Here is a 21,079-nt window from a genome sequence, read left to right as displayed (position 1 = left end):
TTTGGAGACACCCATGACTGATGCCGCAACGAACCCGCTCGCTCAACTCAATCACGTCGACATCCCTGCGCCAGGCCGAAAGTCGCCTGCGATGGGCGCCCCTTCGATCGAAAAAATAGTTGCATCCGCAAGCGAATTGGTGCCGGTGCTGCGCGCCCGGGCTCAACGCACCGAACAGGATCGCCGCGTTTCGGAAGAGACGACGCGTGCATTCCATGACGCGGGCTTCTTCAAGCTGATGCAGCCGGCGCGCTACGGCGGGTTCGAGTACGGCTTTACCGCTTTCATCGACGTGGTCAGCGAACTGGCACGAGGCTGCACCTCGTCGGCGTGGGGCTGCTCGCTGGGCGCCATCCATCAATGGCTGGTCGCGACCTTCCCCGAGCAGGCGCAGGACGACGTCTGGCGCGAGGACCCCAGCGCAATCGTGTGCGGCTCGTATGCACCGGCGACGATGGCCGAGAAGGTCGACGGCGGCTACCTCGTGCATGGCAAATGGCTTTTCGCGTCCAACGTGGACAACTCCCAGTGGGCACTGCTGGGCGTTCAGTTTCCGCCGGAAGAAAAGGGCGCTGCGCCAACGGCCGGCTTTCTGCTCGCACCCCGATCGGATTGGTCGATCGAGGACAACTGGCACGTGGCGGGCCAGGCCGGAACGGGATCCAAGGCGATCGTCATCGACAAGCCGACATTCATTCCGGGGCACCGCAAGCTGACGTTTGCGCAGGCTTCCTCCAACAACCCTCCCGGCGCCGCCGTCAACACGAACCCGATCTACCGCATCCCCTTTCTGTCGGCGGTGCCGGTATGCCTCGTGTCGCCGATCATCGGCACGGCCCAAGGCGCGGTGGACGAACTGATCGGGCTGGCCGGCTCGCGCGTCACGCGAGGGGCTGTTGCTGGAGGCGGAAGCAGGCTGAGCGAGTTCTTCCCGGTGCAGTCTCGCCTGGCTGAAGCGTCGGCGAGCGTCGATGCAGCGCGGCTTCTCCTTTATCGCGACACCGCACAGGTAGAGCAGATGGCAGCCGATGGCCATGTCATCAGCATCCAGCAACGGATTCGCAACCGGCGCGACCACGCCTTCGCCGCACGTCTCTCGCGCGATGCCGTGGAAGCCGTGTTCGCCAGCGTAGGAGGCGCAGGCCTGGCACTCGACCAGCCGATCCAGCGCATGTGGCGGGACACGAACGCCATCTCGCGCCACATCAGCCTCAACTGGGATGCAGTTTCTTCGATGGTGGGGCAATACCTGCTCGGCCTCGAGCCGAAGGGCCAGTACTGATCGGGGTATCGGCCATGTACTCCTGGGCTCTCATCACGGGCGACGCGGCCGACACGGTCGATGCCCGCCAACTGCGACAGGCGCTTGGCGCCTTTCCCACGGGGGTGTGCCTCGTGACGACCGCGACACCTGAAGGCAAGCGCGAGGGCATGACGATCAACTCGTTCGCCTCGGTGTCGCTGGATCCACCCTTGATCCTGTGGAGCATCCGCGACGACACGCGCAGCGCCGACGCATTCCTTGCGGCGCGGCCGTTCAACCTCAGCGTGCTGACCGCAGAGCAGCGCGACCTGGCCTGGCATTTCGCCAAGCCCGCGGCGGACAAGTTCGAGCGCTACGCCGAAGCATTCGAAGTTGGACCCAACGAATGCCCAAGGCTTGTCGAGAGCGTCGCAACCTTCGAGTGCTCGACCTATTCACGCCACCAGGAAGGCGATCACACGATCATCCTCGGCCGGGTCGATCGCTTCTCGCGGACCGACACGCCGCCTTTGCTCTTTCATTCGGGGCAGATGGGTTCGTTGTGGGAGCTCGCGGCGACGCTGGCACGGCCTCGATGAGGCTGGTTCGCAGTTTCGCGCGCAACTCTCGACTGGCGGCGGGCATCACTCCAGCTTGTAGCCGAGCAGCTTCATCGCCGCAGCAAGCCCCTTGCGGCTGCGCTCCATCGCGGCCCAGGGCTTGTTGCCGGTTTCGAAGCGCTGCGCCGCATTGGCGACGGTCCACTGCGAAGCGCTCGTGAGCTCGGGCAACTCTTCCCACGCAAGCGGCACCGACACGCCCAGCCCCGGGCGCGAACGCGCCGACCACGCGCTGACGGTGGTCGCGCCGAAGCCATTGCGCAGGTAGTCGACGAAGACCTTGCCCACGCGGTTGCGCGGCCCGCTCTTGGCGACGAAGCGCGCCGGAATGGTCTGCGCCAGATGCGCCACCACGGCCTGCGAGAAGCCCTTGACGGCATCCCAGTCGTACTGGCGCCGGATCGGCACGACCACGTGCAGCCCCTTGCCGCCGCTGGTCTTCAGGAACGAGGGCAGGCCAAGCTCGTCAAGCAGCGTTCGCACCAGCATCGCGGCCTCCTGTATCTGCGGCCATGCCACGCCTTCGCCGGGGTCGAGGTCGAAGGTCATGCGGTCGGGCTTGCCGATGGCGCGCGAGGTGGCGTTCCAGGTGTGCAGCTCGATGACGTTCATCTGCGCGGCGCCGAGCAGGCCCTGCTTCGTGTCGATCTGCAGCAGCGGCTCGTGGCCCGGGTCGAGCGCGGGATCGAGCAGGCGCACGCCGGGAATCTCGCGGTTCTGCACGTGCTTCTGGAAGAACAGCTCGCCGCCCACGCCCTCGGGCGCGCGCACCAGCGACACCGGCCGGCCGCGCAGGTGCGGCAGCATGAGCCTGGCCACCCCGTCGTAGTAGGCCGCGAGCTCGCCCTTGGTGATGCCGCTGTGCTTGTCGATCACGCGGTCGGCGTGGGTGATCTTCTGGGACATGGGGGCGCTCTTTCTCTTTCCTTCCTCCGGCCGCTCGCGGCGGATGTCGCGCGCGGGCTTGTCGGCGCGCAGGCCTTGAAAGACGGCCTGGCGCACGCGGTCTTCGCGCGTCCATTCGCCGAACGAGACTTCGGCCACGAGTGATGGCTTGACCCACTGCGCCTTGATGCCGCGCGGCGTGGGGGTGAACGGGCAGTCTTCGGTGGCCAGCCTGTCGAGCTTCGCCTTGATGTCGGCGAGGCGGTCGGCGTCGAAGCCCGTGCCGACGTTGCCGCAGTAGCGAAGGCGCCCGGTGGCCTCGTCGTGCACGCCGAGCAGCAATGAGCCGAAGCCCGAGCGCGTGCCCTTGGGCGTGGTGTAGCCGCCGATCACGAATTCCTGGCGCTGCTGGTTCTTGAGCTTGATCCAGTCGGGCGAGCGGCGCGACACATACGGCGAGCCCTTGCGCTTGCCGACGATGCCCTCGAAGCCGATGCGCGCCGACGACGCGAGCAAGTCGCGCGGCGAGGCGTCGAAGGTTTCGCTCAGGCGCAGCAGCGCGGGCGGCTTCTTGCCGAGCAGCTGCGCGAGCCGTGCGCGGCGCTCCTCGACCGGCAGGTCGCGCAAGTCTTCGCCATCGAGAAAAGGCGCGTCGAACAGCCAGTAGACGATGGACGACGTCGCACCGCTGTCGAAGGCGTTCTGCAGCGCCTGGAAGTCGGGTGCGCCGTTTTCGCCGTCGACGGTGATCTCGCCGTCGAGCCAGGCCGAGTCGGTAGGCAGCTTCGCGAGGGCCTTGGCGAGCGCAGGCAGCTTCGCGGTCCAGTCATGGCCGTTGCGGGTGAAGCAGCGGGCCTTGCCCTTGTCGATGCGCGCGAGCAGGCGGTAGCCGTCGAACTTGAGTTCGTAGAGCCAGTCGTTGGGAGACGGCGGTGGCGAAGTCGCGAGAGTGGCGAGCTGGGGCTGGAAGGTGGCGGGAAGTGCGGCTTTCTTTGCGGGCGCCTTCTTCGTTGCGACTTTCTTCGGCGGCTGGTCCACCTCGTCCACGTCGCGCCCGGTGATCACGCTGGCCGGTTGTTCTTCGAGCACGTCGTAGTCGTCGAGCGCACGCGCATCGCCGTCGCGCTCCTTGATGAGCAGCCAGGGTTCGTGCTTCTCGTCGCCCTTGCCGTGCATGCGCACCAGCGTCCAGTGGCCGTGCAGCTTCTCGCCGCGCAGCTCGAACTTGAGCTTGCCGGCCGCGAGCGCCTTGCGCGCATCGCCGTCGGGCAGCCAGTCGCCGCGGTCCCAGACGATGACGGTCCCCGCGCCGTACTGCTTCGGCGGGATCGTGCCCTCGAAGCCGGCGTAAGAGATCGGATGGTCTTCGACGTGCACGGCCATGCGCTTCACGGTCGGGTCGAGGCACGGCCCCTTCGGCACGGCCCAGCTTTTGAGCGTGCCGTCGAGTTCGAGCCTGAAGTCGTAGTGCAGATGGCTCGCGTGGTGCTTCTGGATGACGAAGGACAGCACGCCCTTGCCATTCCTGCCGCCGGCCTTGGGCTCCGGCGTGCGGGTGAAATCGCGCTTGCCGTGGTAGCGCGCCAGCGCCTTGCGCGCGGTCGATGCGGTGGTGCCCATGGCGGCAGGCCGGCGTCAGGCGGCGCGGCGATGTCGGACCGGGGCCTTGCGCGCTGCTGTCTTGGTGGCGGGCTTGCGCTTCTTCGCCGCGGCCTTGGGTGGGGGAGCTTCTTCTTCGCCGGCAGCCTTCGCCTTGCCGCGCAGGCTGCGCTGCAGCAACTCGGTCAGGTCGATGATCTTGGCGCCGCGGCCTTCGGTGGACTGCTCTTCTTCAGGCTCGGGCTGCGTCACGGTCTCGGTCTGGCCGGCCTTCACCTTCTTGTCGATCAGCCGAAGGATCTCGTCCTTGAACTCGTCCTTGAATTCGTTCGGATCCCAGTCGGCGCTCATGTCGTCGACCAGTTGCTTCGCCATCTTGAGCTCGCGCTCGCTCAGGCCTGCCTTCTTCGCATCTTCGGAGGGCAATGGCAGGTCGGTCCACGGGCGGATGTCGGCGCCCCAGCGCAGCAGGTTCAGCACGAGGCCGGGACCGACGGGCACCAGCACGGCGAGGTGCTGCTTGGTCTGGATGACGACCCGCGCCACGCCCACGCGCTCGCTGCGCTGCAGGGTTTCGCGCAGCAGCGCGTACACCTTGGCGCCGCGGTTGATGGGCGCCACGTAGTACGGCCGCTCCAGATACACGAAGGGAATGCCGTTGGCCGGCACGAAAGTCTCGATCTCGATGGTCTGCGTGGTCTTGGGGTAGGCGGCCGCGATCTCCTTGTCGCTGATCACCACGTACTCGCCGTCCTCGTATTCGACGCCCTTCACGATCTGCTCGCGCGCGATCTCCTTGCCGGTCTTCTTGTTGATGCGCTTGTAGCCGACCGGGTCCATGGTCCGCTTGTCGAGCCAGTCGAAGTCGATGCCGTGGTCGGTGGTGGCCGAATAGAGCGCCACCGGGATGTGGACGAGGCCGAAGCTGATGGCGCCCTTCCAGAGGACGCGCGGCGCGGGGGCTTTTTTCGAGACTGGCATGGGCACACTCCTTCAATCTTGGAATGTGCGCCACCCATGTGCGGGCGATGTAGGAGCGCGGCGTCAGGCTTCGTCAGGCCGCGCCGGCCACCGGCCCGAGCCGGCGCTCGCTCGGGCGCGCGAAATAGAACCACTCGGCGCCGGGCAGCGCCATCGCGTTGGGAAACACGATGAAGCCGTCTTCGGGCGCGCTCAACAGCGTGCCGTCGTGGCGCATGCCGATGGGCTCGCCGCGCTGCACTTCGTCGAAGGTGGCCCAGTCGCGCACGAAGCTGTCTTCCTCGTGCAGGCGGTCGGTCACGCTGGCCAGGCGCAGCAGCTTGGGAGGCTGCACCGGCGCACCCGACAGCCCTTCGGGCAGCGCCGCCATGCCCAGCAGCGCAAGCGTGCGTCGGATGGCGCGCCACGCCACCTCGGGTGCCTGCGGGTCCAGGTGCTGGCCGCATTCGAGCGTGACGCCGTAGCCGCCGCGGCTGCGGATGTATTCGTTGGTGCCGCGGCCGAAGTCGAGCGCGGCCTCGTCGGCCGGCGTGCCGCCCGCGCGTTGCGCGAGGCCGGCGGCGTAGATGTCGAGCCAGCCCTCCACCACGATGGGCGTGCCGATGTGCAGCGCGAGCTGGCCCTCTTCATACGAACGGGCGAAGGGCTCCAGCGTGCCGGTGTTGTCGCGCGGGCCGATCATGGCGAAGGCCTCGCCCTCGCTCTGGAAGGAATGCAGGTCGAGCAGCACTTCGTGGCGCGCGATCAGCGGCGCCAGCACGTTGGTCACGCGGGCTTCGTAGTCGGCCGGTGCCTCGGTCGGGCGGAACAGGCGGTTGAGGTTGCGCTCGCCCTCGCGCTGCAGTCGGCGCCGTGCGAGCGGATTGGCGACGGGCACCAAGGTCAGCTCGCCGCGCTGCAATTGCAGGGTGCCGGCCTCGAACTCGCCCAGGATGCGCTCGATGCCCAGGGTGCCGGAGACTTCGTCGCCATGCACGCCGCCCATCACGAGCAACCGGGGGCCCGGGTTCAGCGAGACGAAGGTGTGGATGCGCAGGCTGTCGGTGGCAATGCCGGCAAATGGATCTGAGGGATCGGAGGACATCCGGGGATTATTGCGGAGCCCCTTCCCTGCGCGCAAAGGCGCTACTCATTTCATAGCATAGTGGCGGGCCACGCCCGCCTACAGGGGCTGCCTTGCATGTCCTACCGCCCCGGCGGCAGTCGCGACACAGGCTCGTTCTTCATTGAAGGAGCCCCGCATGAGCAAGAGCAGCAAGAGCAAGACCGCGCCGGCCGATCCTCAAAAGGATGCCGGCGGCGGCAAGACCAAGGTGGAGCAAGGCGGCGAATCGGCGCCGCGCCTGCCGCACGAGCACGACCAGTCGTCCGACAGCCAGCAGACGCCGGACGGCCGTCCGACCGAGGTGGGCCGCCAGGCCCATGAAGACGTGGAGCGCGGTTTGGTCGATACCGACCGCGGGCTGGAGGCCAACCGCGTCTACAAGAGCGGGAAGATCAAGCGCTGACGACGCCCGCCAGCTGCTTGCGCATGTCGGTGATGACGGCGCCGTAGTCCTTGGCGTTGAAGATGGCGCTGCCCGCCACGAAAGTGTCGGCGCCGGCCGAGGCCACGCGCGCGATGTTGTCGGCCTTGATGCCGCCGTCCACCTCGAGGCGGATGTCGCGCCCGCTCTGCTCGATGCGCTTGCGCGCGAGTTCGATCTTGCGCAGGGCCGAGTCGATGAAGCTCTGGCCGCCGAAGCCGGGGTTCACGCTCATGATCAGGATCAGGTCAATGTCGTCGATGGCCCAGTCGAGCGCCTCCAGGCCCAGCCCCGGGTTGAACACCAGCCCGGCCTTGCAGCCGGCCGCCTTGATGGCCTGGATACTGCGGTGCGTGTGGGGCGAGGCGTCGGGGTGGAAGCTGATGTAGTCGGCGCCCGCTTGCGCGAAAGAGGCCGCCAGTGCGTCGACCGGCTGGATCATCAGGTGCACGTCGACGGGCACCGGGGTGCCGTCGGCGGTCTTGGCGTAGGGCTTGAGTGCCTGGCAGATCATCGGGCCGAAGGTCAGGTTCGGCACGTAGTGGTTGTCCATCACGTCGAAATGGATCCAGTCGGCGCCGGCCGCAATCACGTCGGTCAGTTCTTTGCCGAGGTGCGCGAAGTCGGCGGACAGGATGGAGGGCGCGATGCGAAACGGGGTGCTCATGCCCCCGATTGTCGCTTCAGCCCCGCCCGCCTGTCCTTGGAGCAAGGAGTACTTCCCGATACATTTGTGTGGCCCGCAGAGGGCGGCACTACAAGACGGGGGAGCTTCCATGGACGAGGGCTGGTGGTACGCACGGGGCGAAGACAGGCAGGGTCCGTTGTCGGTCGCGCAGATCCATGAACGCATTCGCACGGGCGTCATCGACGCGCAGACGCTGGTCTGGCGTCCGGGGCGGCTGGCCTGGAAGCCCCTGCACCAGGTCGAGGAACTGATGCTGCCCGGCATGCGCATGGAGCCCGTGCTGCTGCCGGACTTCGGGCCCGCCGCAGTGCGCGAGGCGCCGCCTTTGCCCGACGAGCAAGCAGCCCCGGACCACCCGATGCCCGCGCCGCAGTCCGCGCGCCCCGACCCGGAACCGTGGCTGTCCGACGGCCCCCTGGAGGCACCAGCACCGCAAAGGCGTGACCCCGGCCTGCCGGCGGCCGGCCCGTGGCGCCGCTTTTTCGCCCGTCTCTTCGACGTCTGGACGATGTGCCTGCCCGCTGGCTTCTTCATGGCCGCGGTGGTGGGCCGCATCTGGCCGGCCTTCGGCCTGTGGATGGAAAACCCGTCGTCCACGCCAACGCTCGGGATCATCTTCCTGCCCGTGGCGCTGGTCTTCGAAGCCATCGTCTTCGGCCTGTTCGGCACGACGCTGGGCAAGCTGCTGTTCGGCGTGCGGGTCAGGCTGCGCGACGGCGGGCGGCCAACCTTCCTTCAGTACCTGGGACGCGTGGCGTGGATGTACCTGTCCGGCCTCGGCCTGGGCATTCCCTTCGTCACGCTGTTAACCATGGGCCGCCAGTTCTTCGAGGTGAAGGAGGGCCGCCCCGCCACCTACGACGCGAAGCGCTATCTGGTGCAGGCGGCCGGAACCGGCGTGTTGCGCACGGGCCTGGCCGTGACCGCACTGGCGGGCCTCGTGGCCGGCGTGGTCTTCATCAACCAGCGCGAGGCGCAAAGAAGCATGCGCTTCTACGCCGGCTTCGAGTGGACGAACCCTGTCACGAAGCTGCGCGCGAGCATCCCGCGCGGGTGGCAATACCGGGAGCAGTCCAACACCACCGGCGACGTGGTTCACACCTTCTTCTCGGACACCGTGGTCGCGGTCTTCGCCGTGGAAGGTGGCATGGAGCAGGTGAGCCTGGACGAGTACCAGCGGATCTGGGCGATGGCGGTGCGCCCGTCGATGGAGCTGGACGCGCGCGCGCGCCCCATCAACGTCAAGGGCCGCCTGGGCCTGCAGATGAAGGGTGCGATGACCACGGACGCCTCGCGGCACGTGGACGCCACGCTGCTGAAGAGCGGCACCCAGGTCTGGCGCATCGTGCTGGTCGGCACCTCGGACCGGGACCCGGACACGGCCGCCACCGCGGCGCTGCGCGACCTGCTGTTCCAGACCGTTCCGGCCGCGGCACCCGAGAGCACGCCGAAGGGCAACACGATCTGACATCGCCAGGCGGACATGGGGAAAAGGCCTGCAGTTACCATCGCGCCCATGTCACACAGCCCCTTCAGCGTGCAAGTCGAACCGCGCTACCTGGCCGAACAGTCGTCGGCCAAGGACAACATCTACACCTTCTCGTACACGGTCACCGTCACCAACACGGGGACGGTGGCTGCCCAGCTGATCGCCCGCCACTGGCTCATCAACGATGCCTCGGGCCATGCGCAGGAGGTCAAAGGCCTCGGCGTGATCGGCCAGCAGCCGCTGCTGGCGCCCGGCGAATCCTTCCGCTACACGAGCGGCTGCCGCCTGCAGGCGCCCAGCGGGACGATGCATGGCAGCTATTTCGTGGTGACGGAAGAAGGCGAGCGCTTCGACGTGCCGATTCCGATGTTCGTGCTTGAAGCGGATGTGGGCGGAGCCCCCGTCTCCCGCGTGCTTCACTAGGTACTCCCCCAGGCTTCGCGCACTTCGTGTCGCTTCGCCACCCCCCTCGCCGGGGGCAACACCTGCGGCCCGGCAAAGCCGGTTCCGCGGCGTTCCCCGGCGCTTGACGAGATCGTTCCATGGCTGCCGCATCGCGCGACTTGCAGGGGCTGCTTGCCGGCCTCGACCCGACAGCCGACGTGGCACAGCGCCACATCTGGCTCATCAATATCTTCGACTGGCTGCGCGGCGACCGCGCCTCGCCCCAGGCAGCGATCGGCCGCGTGCAGCTGCTGCTCGACGCCATCGAGGCGCGGCCCGAATTGCGAGAGCGGCTGCGCGCCTGGTGGCGCGTGTTCACGCAGGCGGTCGACCTGACCACGCTGCTGGCCGACTACGGCTTTGCGCCCCGCACCGCCTTCGCCAGCGAGCTGGGCGAGCGGCTGCGCCGCAAGATCCTGCCCGGCACGCCCGAGACCACCGACGCGTCGGACCTGTTCCGCATGGTGCTGCCCGGCGTGTTCGACGCGGGCTGGATCGCTCTGCTCGACGAGACGCAGCTGGCCCGCATCGGCGCGCTGCTGGCCGATGCGGCGCTGGACGACGACGGCGCGCCGCGCTGGCGCCACACGGTGATGGATGCCGTCACCTACTGCAGCAGCCAGGTGGTTGCGGCCGGTTTCTCGCCGGAGCTGCGCCTGCGCATGAGCACCGAGGTGCTGGGCCAGGGGCGCCCTTTCCATTCGCTGATGGCCGACCTCGACGAACTGCGCGAGCAGATGTTCGACCGGCCCGGCGAGCCCCGCGACGAGGAGGCGCTGCAGGCTGCCTTCTTGGCCTTCCGCGACCGGCTCGACGCCTGCCGGGCCGGCGCCGCCTCGGTCTACACGCACCTGGAAGACAACGGCATCTCGGTCGGCCTGGTGTTCCGGCTGCGCCAGTTGCGCGAGCGGGTGTTGCGCATTCGCGAGCTGCTCGACTGCCTGATGGCGCCCAACCCCGCGCCCAGCGTGGCGCGACTGGTAGGCCGGCTGGTGCTGGCGGGCGGCGAGCGCAACAGCATCCGCGCGCTGATCGCTTCGAACTCATCGATGCTGGCCGCCAAGGTGACCGAGCGCAGCGCCGAGACCGGCGAGCACTACATCACCCGCGACCGCGCCAGCTACCTGCAGATGGTGAAGAAGGCCGCGGGCGGCGGCGCGCTCACGGCCATCACGGTGCTGTTGAAGTTCGGCATCTATGCGCTGGGCCTGTCGGCCTTCTGGAGCGGGCTGGGCGCGGGGCTGATGTATGCGGCCAGCTTCGTCGCGATCCAGCTGCTGCACCTGACGCTGGCCACCAAGCAGCCCGCGATGACGGCGCCGGCCATGGCGGCGCGGCTGCGCGACATCGATTCGGACGGCGCGGTGAACGATTTCGTCGACGAGGTCGCGAACCTCGTGCGCTCGCAGGTGGCGGCGGTGCTGGGCAATGTGCTGGTGGTGGTGCCGGCGGTGGTGGGCATCGCGCTGCTGGCCCAGCTGGCGCTGGAACGACCGTTGCTCGACGCCGCGCATGCCGCAGCCACGCTGAAATCGCTTTCGCTGGCGGGGCCGACCGCGCTTTACGCGGCAATCACCGGCATCCTGCTGTTTTCGGCCAGCATCGTCGCCGGATGGACAGAAAACGCCTTTGTCCTGCATCGCATGGACTCCGCCATGCGTTACAACCCCCGCATCGGCGCTTTTCTCGGCGCCGCACGGGCCCGCCGCTGGGCCGATTTCATGCGCACACACATCTCAGGCTTCGCCTCCAACATCTCGCTGGGACTCATGCTCGGGCTGCTGCCCGCGTTCGCGGGTTTCTTCGGGCTTGGCCTTGATGTGCGGCACGTGACACTCTCGGCCGGACAGATCGCCGCAGCCGCGGCATCCACCGGCCTCGGGATGCTGCAGCAGCCCGCGCTGTGGTGGGCGGTGGCGGCGATCCCGGTCATTGGCGCGCTCAATGTGAGCGTGAGTTTCTACTTCGCTTTCCGCCTGGCGCTGCGCGCGCACAGCGTGAGCCTCGGTGACCGCGCCCGCATCCGCAGCGCGATCTGGGCCCGCTGGCGCAGCCGGCCGGTGAGCTTTTTCCTGCCTGGATGAATTTGACGAGCTTCCTCAACGATCTGCTGGGCTTCTGGTCCGAATGGGTGCGCCCTTCGGCGGGCCTGCCCACCGTGCTGTGGTCGCTGCTGCTGGCGGCGGCGGCGGCTTCCGGCCACCTGGTGCAACGCTATCTTGGGTTTCCCAAGGTCATCGGCTATTCGCTGGTGGGCGCGGTGGTGGGCTTCGCCGGCTTCGAAGGCGCGATCTGGCCGCTGCGCGGCATCAGCCTATTTCTGCTCGAACTCGGCGTGGCCGTGGTGCTGTTCGAGGCCGGCGGGCGGCTGCCGCTGCGCTGGTTCCGCCACAACCCGATGGTGCTGGTGCAGAGCCTGCTCGAAGCCACGCTGACCTACTTCGGCGTGTACTGGGTGCTCACGCTGCTGGGCCTGCCCGAGCCGGTGGCCAACCCGATCGCGCTGATGGCCATCGTCGCCTCTCCGGCGGTGCTGAGCCGCGTGATCATCGACACCCGCGCCGCCGGCCCCGTGACCGAACGCGCGATGACGCTGGCCACGCTCAACACCTTCTACGCACTGGCACTGGGCTATGCGCAGGCCGGGCTGATCGAGCGCGCGCCGCAGACGATGCTGCAGAAGCTGTATCCGGTGGCGGTGGTGCTGGGCCTATCGTTCGTGGTCGGCGGGATCATGGCACTGGCGCTGCGCTCGGCCCTGCGGGTGATGAGCCCGTCGAGCGAGAACACGTCGATCCTGCTGCTGGCGATCATCGCGGCGGGCGCCGCGCTCACCGCGCACATCGGCGGTTCGGCGCCGCTGGCAGCGTTGATCGGCGGCGTGCTGTTGAAGACGCTCAACCCCAAGCCCTGGGCCTGGCAGCGACAGTTGGGCACAGCGGCTTCGCTGCTGACCATGCTGATGTTCGTGCTGGTGTCGATCGTGGCGGCGCAGGCCGACTGGACGTTGCCGGTGGCCAGCGTGGTGCTGGCCGTGATCGGCGTGCGCCTGCTGGCCAAGATTTCGGGCGTGGCCATTGCCAACCCGGGTAGCGGCGCGAGCTGGAAGCAGGCCTTCTGGGTCGGCTGTGCGATGTCGCCGCTGTCGTCGATTGCGCTGCTCATTGCCTCCAATTTCGCCACGGCATCGCCGCTGCTGGGCACGATGATCACGCAGGTGGCCCTGCCCTCGATCCTGTTGATGGAGGTGGTGGGCGCGATGCTCGCCACGGTGGCCATCCACGCGGTGGGCGAAAGTTCGGTGCCCTGGATGCCCCAGGCCTTCAGCATCACGGAGGACACGCAGCGATGAGCACCGCAACCAACAACCACAACAACACGCCTATCGACCCGGACAGCGACGACGTCCGCTCGGCGCCGCTGCCTTCGGACCCCGAGAGCCGCGCGGTCAAGCTCGAGCCCTTCAACAAATCGGAGGCGCTGTCGCTCGGCGTGGAGCTGGAGCTGCAGCTCGTGAACACGCACGACTACGACCTGGCCCCCTACGCCGAGGACATGCTGCGCCTGATGGCGCAGACCCCGCTGCCCGGCAGCGTGGTGCCCGAGATGACGTCGAGCATGATCGAGATCTCGACCGACATCTGCCACTCGGCGCAGGACGTGATCACGCAGCTGTCGCCCATTCGCGAAGCGCTGATCCGCAATGCCGACAAGCTCAACATCGCGGTGGTGGGCGGCGGTACACATGCGTTCCAGCAGTGGCACGAGCGGCGCATCTATGACAAACCGCGCTTTCGCGAACTGTCGGAGCTGTACGGCTACCTGAGCAAGCAGTTCACCATCTTCGGCCAGCACGTGCACATCGGCTGCCCCGACGCCGATGCTGCGCTACTGATGCTGCACCGCATGTCGCGCTACATCCCGCACTTCATCGCGCTGTCGGCATCCTCGCCCTTCGTGCAGGGGCAGGACACGCAGTTCGACTCGGCGCGGCTGAACTCGGTGTTCGCGTTTCCGCTGTCGGGCCGCGCGCCCTTCACGCTGAGCTGGAAGGAGTTCGAGGCGTACTTCGAGCGCATGACCCGCACCGGCGTCGTGCGCAGCATGAAAGACTTCTACTGGGACATCCGCCCCAAGCCCGAGTTCGGCACCATCGAGATCCGCGTGTTCGACACACCGCTCACCGTCGAGCGCGCCGCCGCGCTCGCGGGCTACGTGCAGTCGCTGGCAGCGTGGTTCCTGCAGGAGCAGCCCTTCGAGCCGACGGAAGACGACTACCTCGTCTACACCTACAACCGCTTCCAGGCCTGCCGCTTCGGGCTGGACGCGGTGTACGTGGACCCGGCCACCGGCCAGCACATGCCGCTGCGCGACCACATCCTGATGACGATGACCCAGCTCGAATGGCACAGCGAGGCGCTCAACGCCACGCAGGCGCTGGGCGAGCTGCGCACCAGCGTGGAAGCCAACCGCAACGACGCGCGCTGGCTGCGCGAGAAGCAGGGCAAGGAGCGGCTGCTGGCCGAGGTGGTGCGGCAGGCGTCGCTGCGCTTCCGCGGGCAGGCCTGAGCACGGCCTCAGCCCTTATGCTCACCCCCCATGGGTGAATTCGACCTGATCACGCGCTACTTCAAGCGCCCCGCCACGCGCTCCCCGCTGGGCGTGGGCGACGACTGCGCGCTGCTTGCGCCCGCTGCGGGCATGCAGCTCGCCGTGTCTTCCGACATGCTGGTCGAGGGCCGGCACTTTCTTTCCACCGTCGATCCGGCGCGGCTGGGCCACAAGGCGCTGGCGGTGAACCTCAGCGACCTGGCGGCCTGCGGTGCGAAGCCGCTGGCCTTCACGCTCGCGCTTGCGCTGCCGGGTGTCGACGAGCCCTGGCTCGAGGGCTTCTCGCGCGGCCTGTTCGCGCTGGCCGATGCGCACGGCTGCGAGCTGGTGGGTGGCGACACTACGCGCGGCCCGCTCAACATCTGCATCACGGTGTTCGGCGAAGTGCCGGCCGGCGCGGCGCTGCTGCGTTCGGGCGCGCGCGCGGGCGACGACATCTGGGTGAGCGGCACGCTGGGCGATGCGCGGCTGGCGCTCGAGGTGTTTCGCGGCACGATCGCGCTGTCGGCCGAGGCCTTCGAATCGACGCGCATGCGCATGGAGCAGCCCACGCCGCGCGTGGCGCTGGGGCAGGCCTTGCGCGGCATCGCCTCTTCGGCGGTGGATGTGAGCGATGGGTTGATCGGCGACCTGGGCCACATCCTCGGTTCGAGCGGCGTGGGCGCCACGCTCGATGCCGATGCGGCCACGGCCCTGATCGCTGCCGAGGCGCCAGGCCTGCGCACCGAGCTCTTGCGTACCTGCGCACTCTCTGGGGGCGACGACTACGAGCTGGTCTTCACTGCACCCGCCTCTGCGCGCGACGCGGTCACGCAAGCCGGCCTGAACAGCGCCACGCGCGTCACGCGCATCGGCCGCATCGAGGCCGATGCCGGCCTGCGCATCGTCGATGCAACCGGCGCGCCGGTGTCACAGCGCTTCGGCTCGTTCGACCACTTCGTCTGAGCTCTTGTCGTTGCTGCGCTGCTCCGGTCAGGAGCCGCGCACCATCGCCTGCATCTTCTGCTGTGCAGCGTTGATGGCTGCCGATTGACCGTTGAGCTGCTGCAGCATCTTGTTGAGCTCGGCCTGCACCGCCGGGTCGGTCACGGTGACCGAAGAGCCTGCGACCTGGATCTTCGACTTGTTCTTCTCCATGAAGTCGCCGATGGCCAGCGCGCTGTTGAACACGGTGTCGAGCGCGGGGAACACTTCCTTGAAGGTGGTGGACGGCGCAGTCACGGTCTTGTCGAAGGCCTTGTCGTAGACCTGCTTCAGGTCGTCGGGCTGCTTGAGCTGCGCATGCGCGGCATCGGCCTTGGCGGTCTGCTGGTCGAGCGCGGTGCGCAGGGCGGTCAGGCCATCCTTCGCGGCCTTGAGGTCGTCGCGGCGAGCCGGCAGGTCGGCGATGGAACGCAGCGCGCCCTTGGCCATGATCTGCGTCATGGGCTGGCTCACCGACTTGTTCATGCCTTCGTTGAAGTCGGTGATCACGGCGTAGTGCTTCGCGTAGTCGCCGAACGAGGTTTTCTCTTCCTCGTTAGGCACCGGCACGCGCAGGCCGGGCTTGTCGAGCACGCGGGTCTGCAGGAAGGTGGTGAAGGCCTTGCGCTGCTCGGCCTCCTTGTTGCCACAGGCCACCAGCGCGAAGCTGAAGGCCACCAGGAGCGACAGGGCCCCGAGACGTTGAATGAAAGTTCTCATGGGGACTGGCCCTCCCGTGTGTTGTGGATCTAAAAATTATAGGGAGCGCTTCAGAGCCTCTATGAAGGCACGCGCCGCGGCCGAGAGCGAGTGGCCGCGCTTGGTGACGATGGAGATGTCGCGCGCCACGCGCGGCGAACTCAGTATCTTGATCACCAGAGACGGATTGGCCTCCGCGCGCGCGAAGGCCGAGGGCATGATCGACGCGCCCATGCCGGCGGCCGTCATCCAGATGGCGGTCGAGAGAAACGAAACCTCGTTCACCACGTCAAGCGCCACGCCCGCATCGGCCGCGGTGCCGTCGATGAGCGGGCGCACGCCGTAGCCCGGGCGCACGGTGATGACGGGATGGCGCGCCAGGTCGGTCCAGCGCACCACGCGCGCCTTGGCCAGCGGGTGGTCTTCCCGGCACACCAGCGCAAGGTGGTCGCGCATGAGCCGCTGCACCTCGACCTCGGCGCCGGGCCGCTCGGGCGTGCCGATGCCGAAATCGACGTGCTCGCCGAGGATGCGCGAGATGAACTGGTCGGGCGCGCAGTCGTTCACCAGCACGCGCACGCCGGGGTGCTGCTCGTTGAACGCGCGCATGGCATCGGGCAGAAGAAAGGCCGAGAGCGTGGGCGTGATGGCCAGCGTGACGCGGCCGCGCTCGAGCGTGGCCAGTTCGCGAAAGTCGGCCGAGAGCGAATCGACGTCGCGCAGGATGCGCTCGACCGTGACCATCATCTGCTCGGCCGCCGCCGTGGCCTTGAGCGAACGCGTGGTGCGGTCGAACAGGCGCGTGTCCAGTCCGTCCTCGAGCTGGCGGATCAGCATGCTCACCGCCGACTGCGTAACGAACAGCCGCTGAGCCGCCGCGCTGAGCTTTTTCAGCTGGTAGACCGCCAGGAATGCACGCAGCTGGCGGATCGTAGGACTGAAGTTCGTATTCATCAGAAAAGATGATATTTCATTAGAAATATCTTGATTTACGAATGAATGCTGTCATCGTTCAATCGTTGAAAAGACACATCACATTCAAGGAGCCTCGATGGCAGTACCTCTTGCCGACGGGAAGAGCGCGCTTCGCAGGCAGCTCATGCTGGGCGCAGTCGGCGCGGCATTGACCGGCGGCTCGGCTTTCGCGCAGGTCCCTGCGCCATCGCCATCTTCGACCGTCGGCGATTTCCCGAACAGGCCCATCCGCATGGTCGTGACCTTTCCGCCGGGCGGCAGTGCCGATGCGGTGGTGCGCCTGATGGTGCCGAGGCTCAACGAGAAACTGGGCCAGCCCTTGGTGGTCGACAACCGGCCCGGCGCCGGCGGCAACGTGGGGCTCGCGCTGGTGGCCAAGACACCGGCCGACGGCTACACGCTGGGGCTGGGCGCGGCCGGTGCGCTGACGGCCAACGCGAGCCTGTACGCACAGATGCCCTTCGACCCGGTGAAGGACTTCAAACCCGTGGGCATGGTCGCGGCCACGCCCTTCGTGATCGTGGGACACCCTTCCCTTCCGGCGCGCACGCAGCGCGAGCTGATCGCGCTGGCGAAGGCGAAGCCGGGCACGCTGTCGATCGGTCATGGCGGCAACGGCACGGCCATGCACCTGTCGGCGGCGCTGTTCGCGCAGATGGCCGACGTGAAGCTGGTTGAAGTGCCCTACCGCGGCTCGGGCCCCGCGGCGCTCGACACCATGGCGGGACAGATCCAGCTCGCGCTGGTCGACCTGCAGGCTTCGCTGCAGCAGATCCGCGCGGGCAAGCTGATCGCCTTCGCGGTGACCAGCGCGCAGCGCGTGCCGATGCTGCCCGAAGTGCCCTCGGTGGCGGAGGCCGGCCTGCCCGGCTACGACTCCACGGGCTGGTTCGGCGTGGTGGCGCCCGCGGGTACGCCCGTACCCATCGTTGCGCGGCTCAACGCCGAGATCAACGCCGCGCTCGCCGACGAGCAGATCAAGGCCGCGATGCGCAACCTCGGCGCGGAGCCCGCGCCGAGCTCGACCGAAGCCTTCGAGGCCTACATCCAATCCGAGACGAAGAAGTGGGCGAAGGTGATCCAGACCGCCCACATCCGGCTCGACTGACGGCACGCTCCCTTCCGCCCTCTTCCGAACATGACCGACCACCACACCGCAGCAGCACTGCAGGCCGACGTGATGATCGTCGGCGCCGGCCCCGTGGGCCTTACGCTGGCCATGGACCTCGCCTCGCGCGGCGTCTCGGTCGTCATCTGCGAGACGCGCCGTTTCGCGGAGCCGCCGAACGTGAAGTGCAACCACGTGGCATCGCGCACCATGGAGCAGTTCCGCCGCCTGGGCGTGGCGCAGAAGCTGCGCGACGCGGGGCTGCCGGCCGACTATCCGAACGACGTGGTGTTCCGCACCAGCGTGACGGGCACCGAGCTCACGCGCATTCCGATTCCGTGCCGGCGCGACCGCTACACCGAAACCGAGGGCCCCGACGCGTGGTGGCCCACGCCCGAGCCGCCGCATCGCATCAACCAGATTTACCTGGAGCCCATCCTGCTGAAGCACACGGCCGCGCTGCCGGGCGTGACGCTCCTGAACCGCACGCAGTTCGCAGGTTTCACGCAAGACGATGAAGGCGTGACCGCCATCGCCACCGACATGGACAGCGGCGTGACGCGCAGCATCCGATGCCGCTACATGGTGGGCTGCGACGGCGGCGCCTCCACCGTGCGCAAGCAGATCGGCGCAAGGCTCGAAGGCACGGCCGTGATCCAGCGCGTGCAGTCGACCTTCATCCGCGCGCCGCAGCTGCGCGCGCTGATTCCGGGCAAGCCGGCGTGGTCTTACTACGCAATGAACCCGCGCCGCTGCGGCACCATGTTCGCCATCGACGGGCACGAGACCTGGCTGGTGCACAACCACCTGAATGCCGAAGAGCCCGAGTTCGATTCGGTCGACCGCGACAAGTCGCTGCGCGAAATCCTCGGCGTGGGCCCCGACTTCAAGTACGAGATCATCAGCAAGGAAGACTGGATCGGCCGCCGCCTCGTGGCCAATCGCTTCCGCGAGGGCCGCGTGTTCATCGCTGGTGACGCGGCGCACCTGTGGGTGCCCTATGCGGGCTACGGCATGAACGCGGGCATTGCCGACGCGCTCAACCTCTCGTGGCTGCTGGGCGCGGTGGTGCAGGGCTGGGGCGACGACGCCATCCTCGACGCCTACGAGGCAGAGCGCCAGCCGATCACCGAGCAGGTGTCGAACTTCGCGATGGACCATGCGCAGAAGATGATCCGCGCGCGCCGCGCCGTGCCGCCGAACATCGAGGAGCCCGGCCCCGCCGGCGATGCGCTGCGCGCCGACATCGGACGCGAGGCCTACGAGCTGAACGTGCAGCAGTTCTGCTGCGGCGGCCTCAACTTCGGCTACTTCTACAGCGGCTCGCCGATCATCATTGCAGACGGCGAGCACATGGCGCCGCCCTATTCGATGGGCGAGTTCACGCCGTCCACCGTGCCGGGCTGCCGCGCGCCGCACTTCTGGCTTTCGGACGGCCGCTCGGTCTACGACGCCTTCGGCCCCGGCTACACGATGCTGCGCTTCGACCGCAGCGCGGACGTGCGGCCGCTCGAACGCGCCGCGGCCGCCTACAGCATGCCGCTCACGGTGCTGGACATCGAGACCGAAGACGTGCCCAAGGCCTACACGCACCGCCTCGTGCTGTGCCGCCCCGACCAGCACGTGGCCTGGCGCGGTGCGCACCTGCCTGCCGAGGTCTACGACCTGGTGGGCCTGCTGCGCGGTGAAGGCCTGCGGGTGCGGGCGCGCAGGCGGGCGCTGGCCTGGGAAGGCGTGGTGGCCTGAGCCTTCTCTTCTTCTAAGGCTGGCCCGCTCACCAGCCGCGCCGTGCGACGGCGCGGTACGCAAGCCACACCGCCAAGGCCGGCGCGAGCGCAAAGCTCGCGAACAGCCACGCGGCCGCCGAGCGCGCGCCTTCGAGGCCGCCCGGCACGGTGAGGCCCGCTGCATTCGCCACCAGCCCCGCCACGGCCGCGCCAACGGCCATGCCGTAGAGCTGCACGGTGGTGATCGAGGCCGAGGCCAGGCCCTCTTCGCCCTTGGGGGCCAGCGACATCACGCGCGTAATCAAGTGCGGCCAGCCGATGCCGACGCCGAGCCCCACGGCCGCCAGTGCGACGGCGATCAGCAAGGTCTCGAAGCCGTCGGCGAAGAACCCCGGCGACGGCAGCAGCCACGCCAGTGCCGCCAGCCCCAGCGTGCAGATCACCGGGCCGGCGCGCAGCATGCGGTCGGCCCCCGTGCCGCTGCGGCCCGAGGACAGCAGCGAGCCCGCGCTCCAGCCGCCCGCCATCGCGGCGGTGAGATAGCCCGCTGCCAGCGGCGAGTGGCCGTGCAGCAACTGCAAAAAGTACGGCACGAAGATTTCGGTGGTGCTGCCGATCAGCAGCAGCGCCACGCTCGCGTAGATGGCGCCCAGCGGCGCGCTCATCGAATAGGCGCCGCTCGGCAGCACGCGCACAGTGGCGCGACTGTCGATGCGCGTGGCCGCGAAGCCGATGGCCAGCCCCAGTGCCACGCCGACGGCCTGCCAGAGCAGCTCGGGCCACAGGCCGCTGGCCGCAATCACCAGTACCGACAGCGCGAGCAGGCCGATCTGCATCCCCGGCACGCGCGGTGGAACCTCGGGCCGCGCGTGCTTCACGCCCATCGAGGGTCGCAATTGCACGAGCACCAGCAGCGCCTGCGCCGCCGCCACTGGCAGCAGGAACCAGAAGGCCCAGCGCCAATGCCCGGCCTGCGCGAACAGGCCGCCCACGGCCGGCCCGCACAGCGTGGCAACGCCCCACATGCCAGACACCAGCGCCACTGCGCGCGGCCACAGCCGCTGCTCGAACACCAGCTGGATCAGCCCGTAGCTCAGCGCCGCGAGCAGCCCGCCGCCCAGCCCCTGCACCGTGCGGCCCGCGAGCATCCACGGCATGGCCGGCGCGAGCGCGCAGCCGACCGAGCCGGCGCTGAACACCGCCAGCGCCGCCAGGCACGCGCCGCGCGGGCCGAGCACCGCGAGCAGCCGCACCGACAGCGTGGCGCCGAGGATCGAGCCGACCACGAAGAGCGTGGTGCTCCAGGCGTACCAGTCGAGCCCGCCGATCTCGCGCACCACCGACGGCAGCACGGTGGTCACGATGTGCACGTTGACAGCATGCAGCGCGACGCCGCCTGTCAGGGCCAGCGCGCGCCAGCCATTGCGGCCGCTGAACAATTCGCTCCAGGCGGCGGTGGCAGGCGGAGGACGCAGGGCGGCGGAAGAGGAAGACATGGCGCGAAGACGAAGCTTGGAAAGG

Annotated in this window: 18 protein-coding genes; 11 read left to right on the top strand and 7 right to left on the bottom strand. The window is 68.3% G+C overall.

The genetic code is table 11. The features are described 5' to 3' along the window. Window positions 1–13: 13 nt before the first annotated feature. Window positions 14–1,282 (top strand): acyl-CoA dehydrogenase family protein, encoded by a 1,269-nt coding sequence (locus ACN9MV_RS03185; RefSeq protein ID WP_426391279.1) that lies wholly within the window; start codon window positions 14–16, stop codon window positions 1,280–1,282. Window positions 1,283–1,296: 14 nt separating this feature from the next. Next, window positions 1,297–1,842, top strand: coding sequence for a flavin reductase family protein (locus tag ACN9MV_RS03180; protein ID WP_426391278.1), 546 nt, complete (start codon window positions 1,297–1,299; stop codon window positions 1,840–1,842). 45 nt (window positions 1,843–1,887) lie between these two features. On the opposite strand, the gene ligD is transcribed toward ACN9MV_RS03180, so the two are convergent. The 3 genes from ligD to ACN9MV_RS03165 form a co-directional block, all read right to left on the bottom strand. Further along, window positions 1,888–4,368 (bottom strand): DNA ligase D, encoded by a 2,481-nt coding sequence (gene ligD / locus ACN9MV_RS03175; RefSeq protein WP_426391277.1) that lies wholly within the window; start codon window positions 4,366–4,368, stop codon window positions 1,888–1,890. 15 nt (window positions 4,369–4,383) lie between these two features. Beyond that, window positions 4,384–5,328 carry a Ku protein gene (locus tag ACN9MV_RS03170; protein WP_426391275.1) on the bottom strand — a complete coding sequence of 315 codons (945 nt, stop codon included), beginning with the start codon at window positions 5,326–5,328 and terminating at the stop codon, window positions 4,384–4,386. Between the two features lie 73 nt (window positions 5,329–5,401). Continuing rightward, entirely contained in the window at window positions 5,402–6,412 is a 1,011-nt protein-coding gene (locus tag ACN9MV_RS03165) for a succinylglutamate desuccinylase/aspartoacylase family protein (protein ID WP_097200416.1), read from the bottom strand. A 157-nt stretch (window positions 6,413–6,569) separates the two neighbouring features. Here ACN9MV_RS03165 and ACN9MV_RS03160 point away from each other — a divergent pair, with 157 nt between their 5' ends. Further along, on the top strand, window positions 6,570–6,836 hold the full coding sequence (locus ACN9MV_RS03160) for a hypothetical protein (protein WP_093077045.1): 267 nt from the start codon (window positions 6,570–6,572) through the stop codon (window positions 6,834–6,836). Here the strand turns inward: ACN9MV_RS03160 and rpe are convergent. Next, window positions 6,826–7,521 carry a ribulose-phosphate 3-epimerase gene (gene rpe / locus ACN9MV_RS03155; protein ID WP_093054169.1) on the bottom strand — a complete coding sequence of 232 codons (696 nt, stop codon included), beginning with the start codon at window positions 7,519–7,521 and terminating at the stop codon, window positions 6,826–6,828. The two genes, ACN9MV_RS03160 and rpe, sit on opposite strands and share 11 nt — an antisense overlap. 109 nt (window positions 7,522–7,630) lie before the next feature. Here rpe and ACN9MV_RS03150 point away from each other — a divergent pair, with 109 nt between their 5' ends. The 6 genes from ACN9MV_RS03150 (at window position 7,631) to thiL (ending at window position 15,031) form a co-directional block, all read left to right on the top strand. Further along, the gene (locus tag ACN9MV_RS03150) at window positions 7,631–9,010 is read left to right on the top strand and encodes a GYF domain-containing protein (protein ID WP_426391273.1); all 1,380 of its coding nucleotides are present in this window, start codon (window positions 7,631–7,633) and stop codon (window positions 9,008–9,010) included. A 48-nt stretch (window positions 9,011–9,058) separates the two neighbouring features. After that, window positions 9,059–9,454: a Co2+/Mg2+ efflux protein ApaG gene (apaG, locus tag ACN9MV_RS03145; protein WP_093054165.1), complete on the top strand. Its 396-nt coding sequence runs from the start codon at window positions 9,059–9,061 to the stop codon at window positions 9,452–9,454. A gap of 119 nt (window positions 9,455–9,573) precedes the next feature. Then, the gene (locus ACN9MV_RS03140; RefSeq protein ID WP_426391272.1) at window positions 9,574–11,559 is read left to right on the top strand and encodes a site-specific recombinase; all 1,986 of its coding nucleotides are present in this window, start codon (window positions 9,574–9,576) and stop codon (window positions 11,557–11,559) included. Next, window positions 11,556–12,827 carry a cation:proton antiporter gene (locus ACN9MV_RS03135; RefSeq protein ID WP_093077040.1) on the top strand — a complete coding sequence of 424 codons (1,272 nt, stop codon included), beginning with the start codon at window positions 11,556–11,558 and terminating at the stop codon, window positions 12,825–12,827. Before ACN9MV_RS03140 ends, ACN9MV_RS03135 begins: the two co-directional genes overlap by 4 nt. Next, window positions 12,824–14,044: a YbdK family carboxylate-amine ligase gene (locus ACN9MV_RS03130; RefSeq protein ID WP_097200420.1), complete on the top strand. Its 1,221-nt coding sequence runs from the start codon at window positions 12,824–12,826 to the stop codon at window positions 14,042–14,044. Before ACN9MV_RS03135 ends, ACN9MV_RS03130 begins: the two co-directional genes overlap by 4 nt. 30 nt (window positions 14,045–14,074) lie before the next feature. Further along, window positions 14,075–15,031: a thiamine-phosphate kinase gene (thiL, locus tag ACN9MV_RS03125; protein ID WP_097200421.1), complete on the top strand. Its 957-nt coding sequence runs from the start codon at window positions 14,075–14,077 to the stop codon at window positions 15,029–15,031. Window positions 15,032–15,058: 27 nt separating this feature from the next. On the opposite strand, the gene ACN9MV_RS03120 is transcribed toward thiL, so the two are convergent. Both ACN9MV_RS03120 and ACN9MV_RS03115 read right to left on the bottom strand, forming a co-directional pair. Beyond that, window positions 15,059–15,769, bottom strand: coding sequence for a DUF3053 domain-containing protein (locus ACN9MV_RS03120; protein ID WP_426391271.1), 711 nt, complete (start codon window positions 15,767–15,769; stop codon window positions 15,059–15,061). A gap of 36 nt (window positions 15,770–15,805) precedes the next feature. Next, on the bottom strand, window positions 15,806–16,702 hold the full coding sequence (locus ACN9MV_RS03115) for a LysR family transcriptional regulator (RefSeq protein ID WP_093054151.1): 897 nt from the start codon (window positions 16,700–16,702) through the stop codon (window positions 15,806–15,808). A gap of 97 nt (window positions 16,703–16,799) precedes the next feature. On the opposite strand from ACN9MV_RS03115, the gene ACN9MV_RS03110 reads away from it, so the two are divergent. Further along, window positions 16,800–17,831, top strand: a complete 1,032-nt coding sequence (locus tag ACN9MV_RS03110) for a Bug family tripartite tricarboxylate transporter substrate binding protein (RefSeq protein ID WP_426391270.1) — start codon at window positions 16,800–16,802, stop codon at window positions 17,829–17,831. Between the two features lie 30 nt (window positions 17,832–17,861). Beyond that, window positions 17,862–19,577, top strand: coding sequence for an FAD-dependent oxidoreductase (locus tag ACN9MV_RS03105; RefSeq protein ID WP_426391269.1), 1,716 nt, complete (start codon window positions 17,862–17,864; stop codon window positions 19,575–19,577). A gap of 28 nt (window positions 19,578–19,605) precedes the next feature. On the opposite strand, the gene ACN9MV_RS03100 is transcribed toward ACN9MV_RS03105, so the two are convergent. Continuing rightward, on the bottom strand, window positions 19,606–21,054 hold the full coding sequence (locus ACN9MV_RS03100) for an MFS transporter (RefSeq protein ID WP_426391268.1): 1,449 nt from the start codon (window positions 21,052–21,054) through the stop codon (window positions 19,606–19,608). Window positions 21,055–21,079 lie beyond the last annotated feature (25 nt).

Source organism: Variovorax sp. R-27, assembly GCF_049913215.1.
Classification (GTDB): Bacteria; Pseudomonadota; Gammaproteobacteria; order Burkholderiales; family Burkholderiaceae_C; genus Variovorax.
The sequence above is the reverse complement of the archived record's forward strand: the minus strand, read 5'-3'. Positions and strand labels throughout refer to the sequence as shown.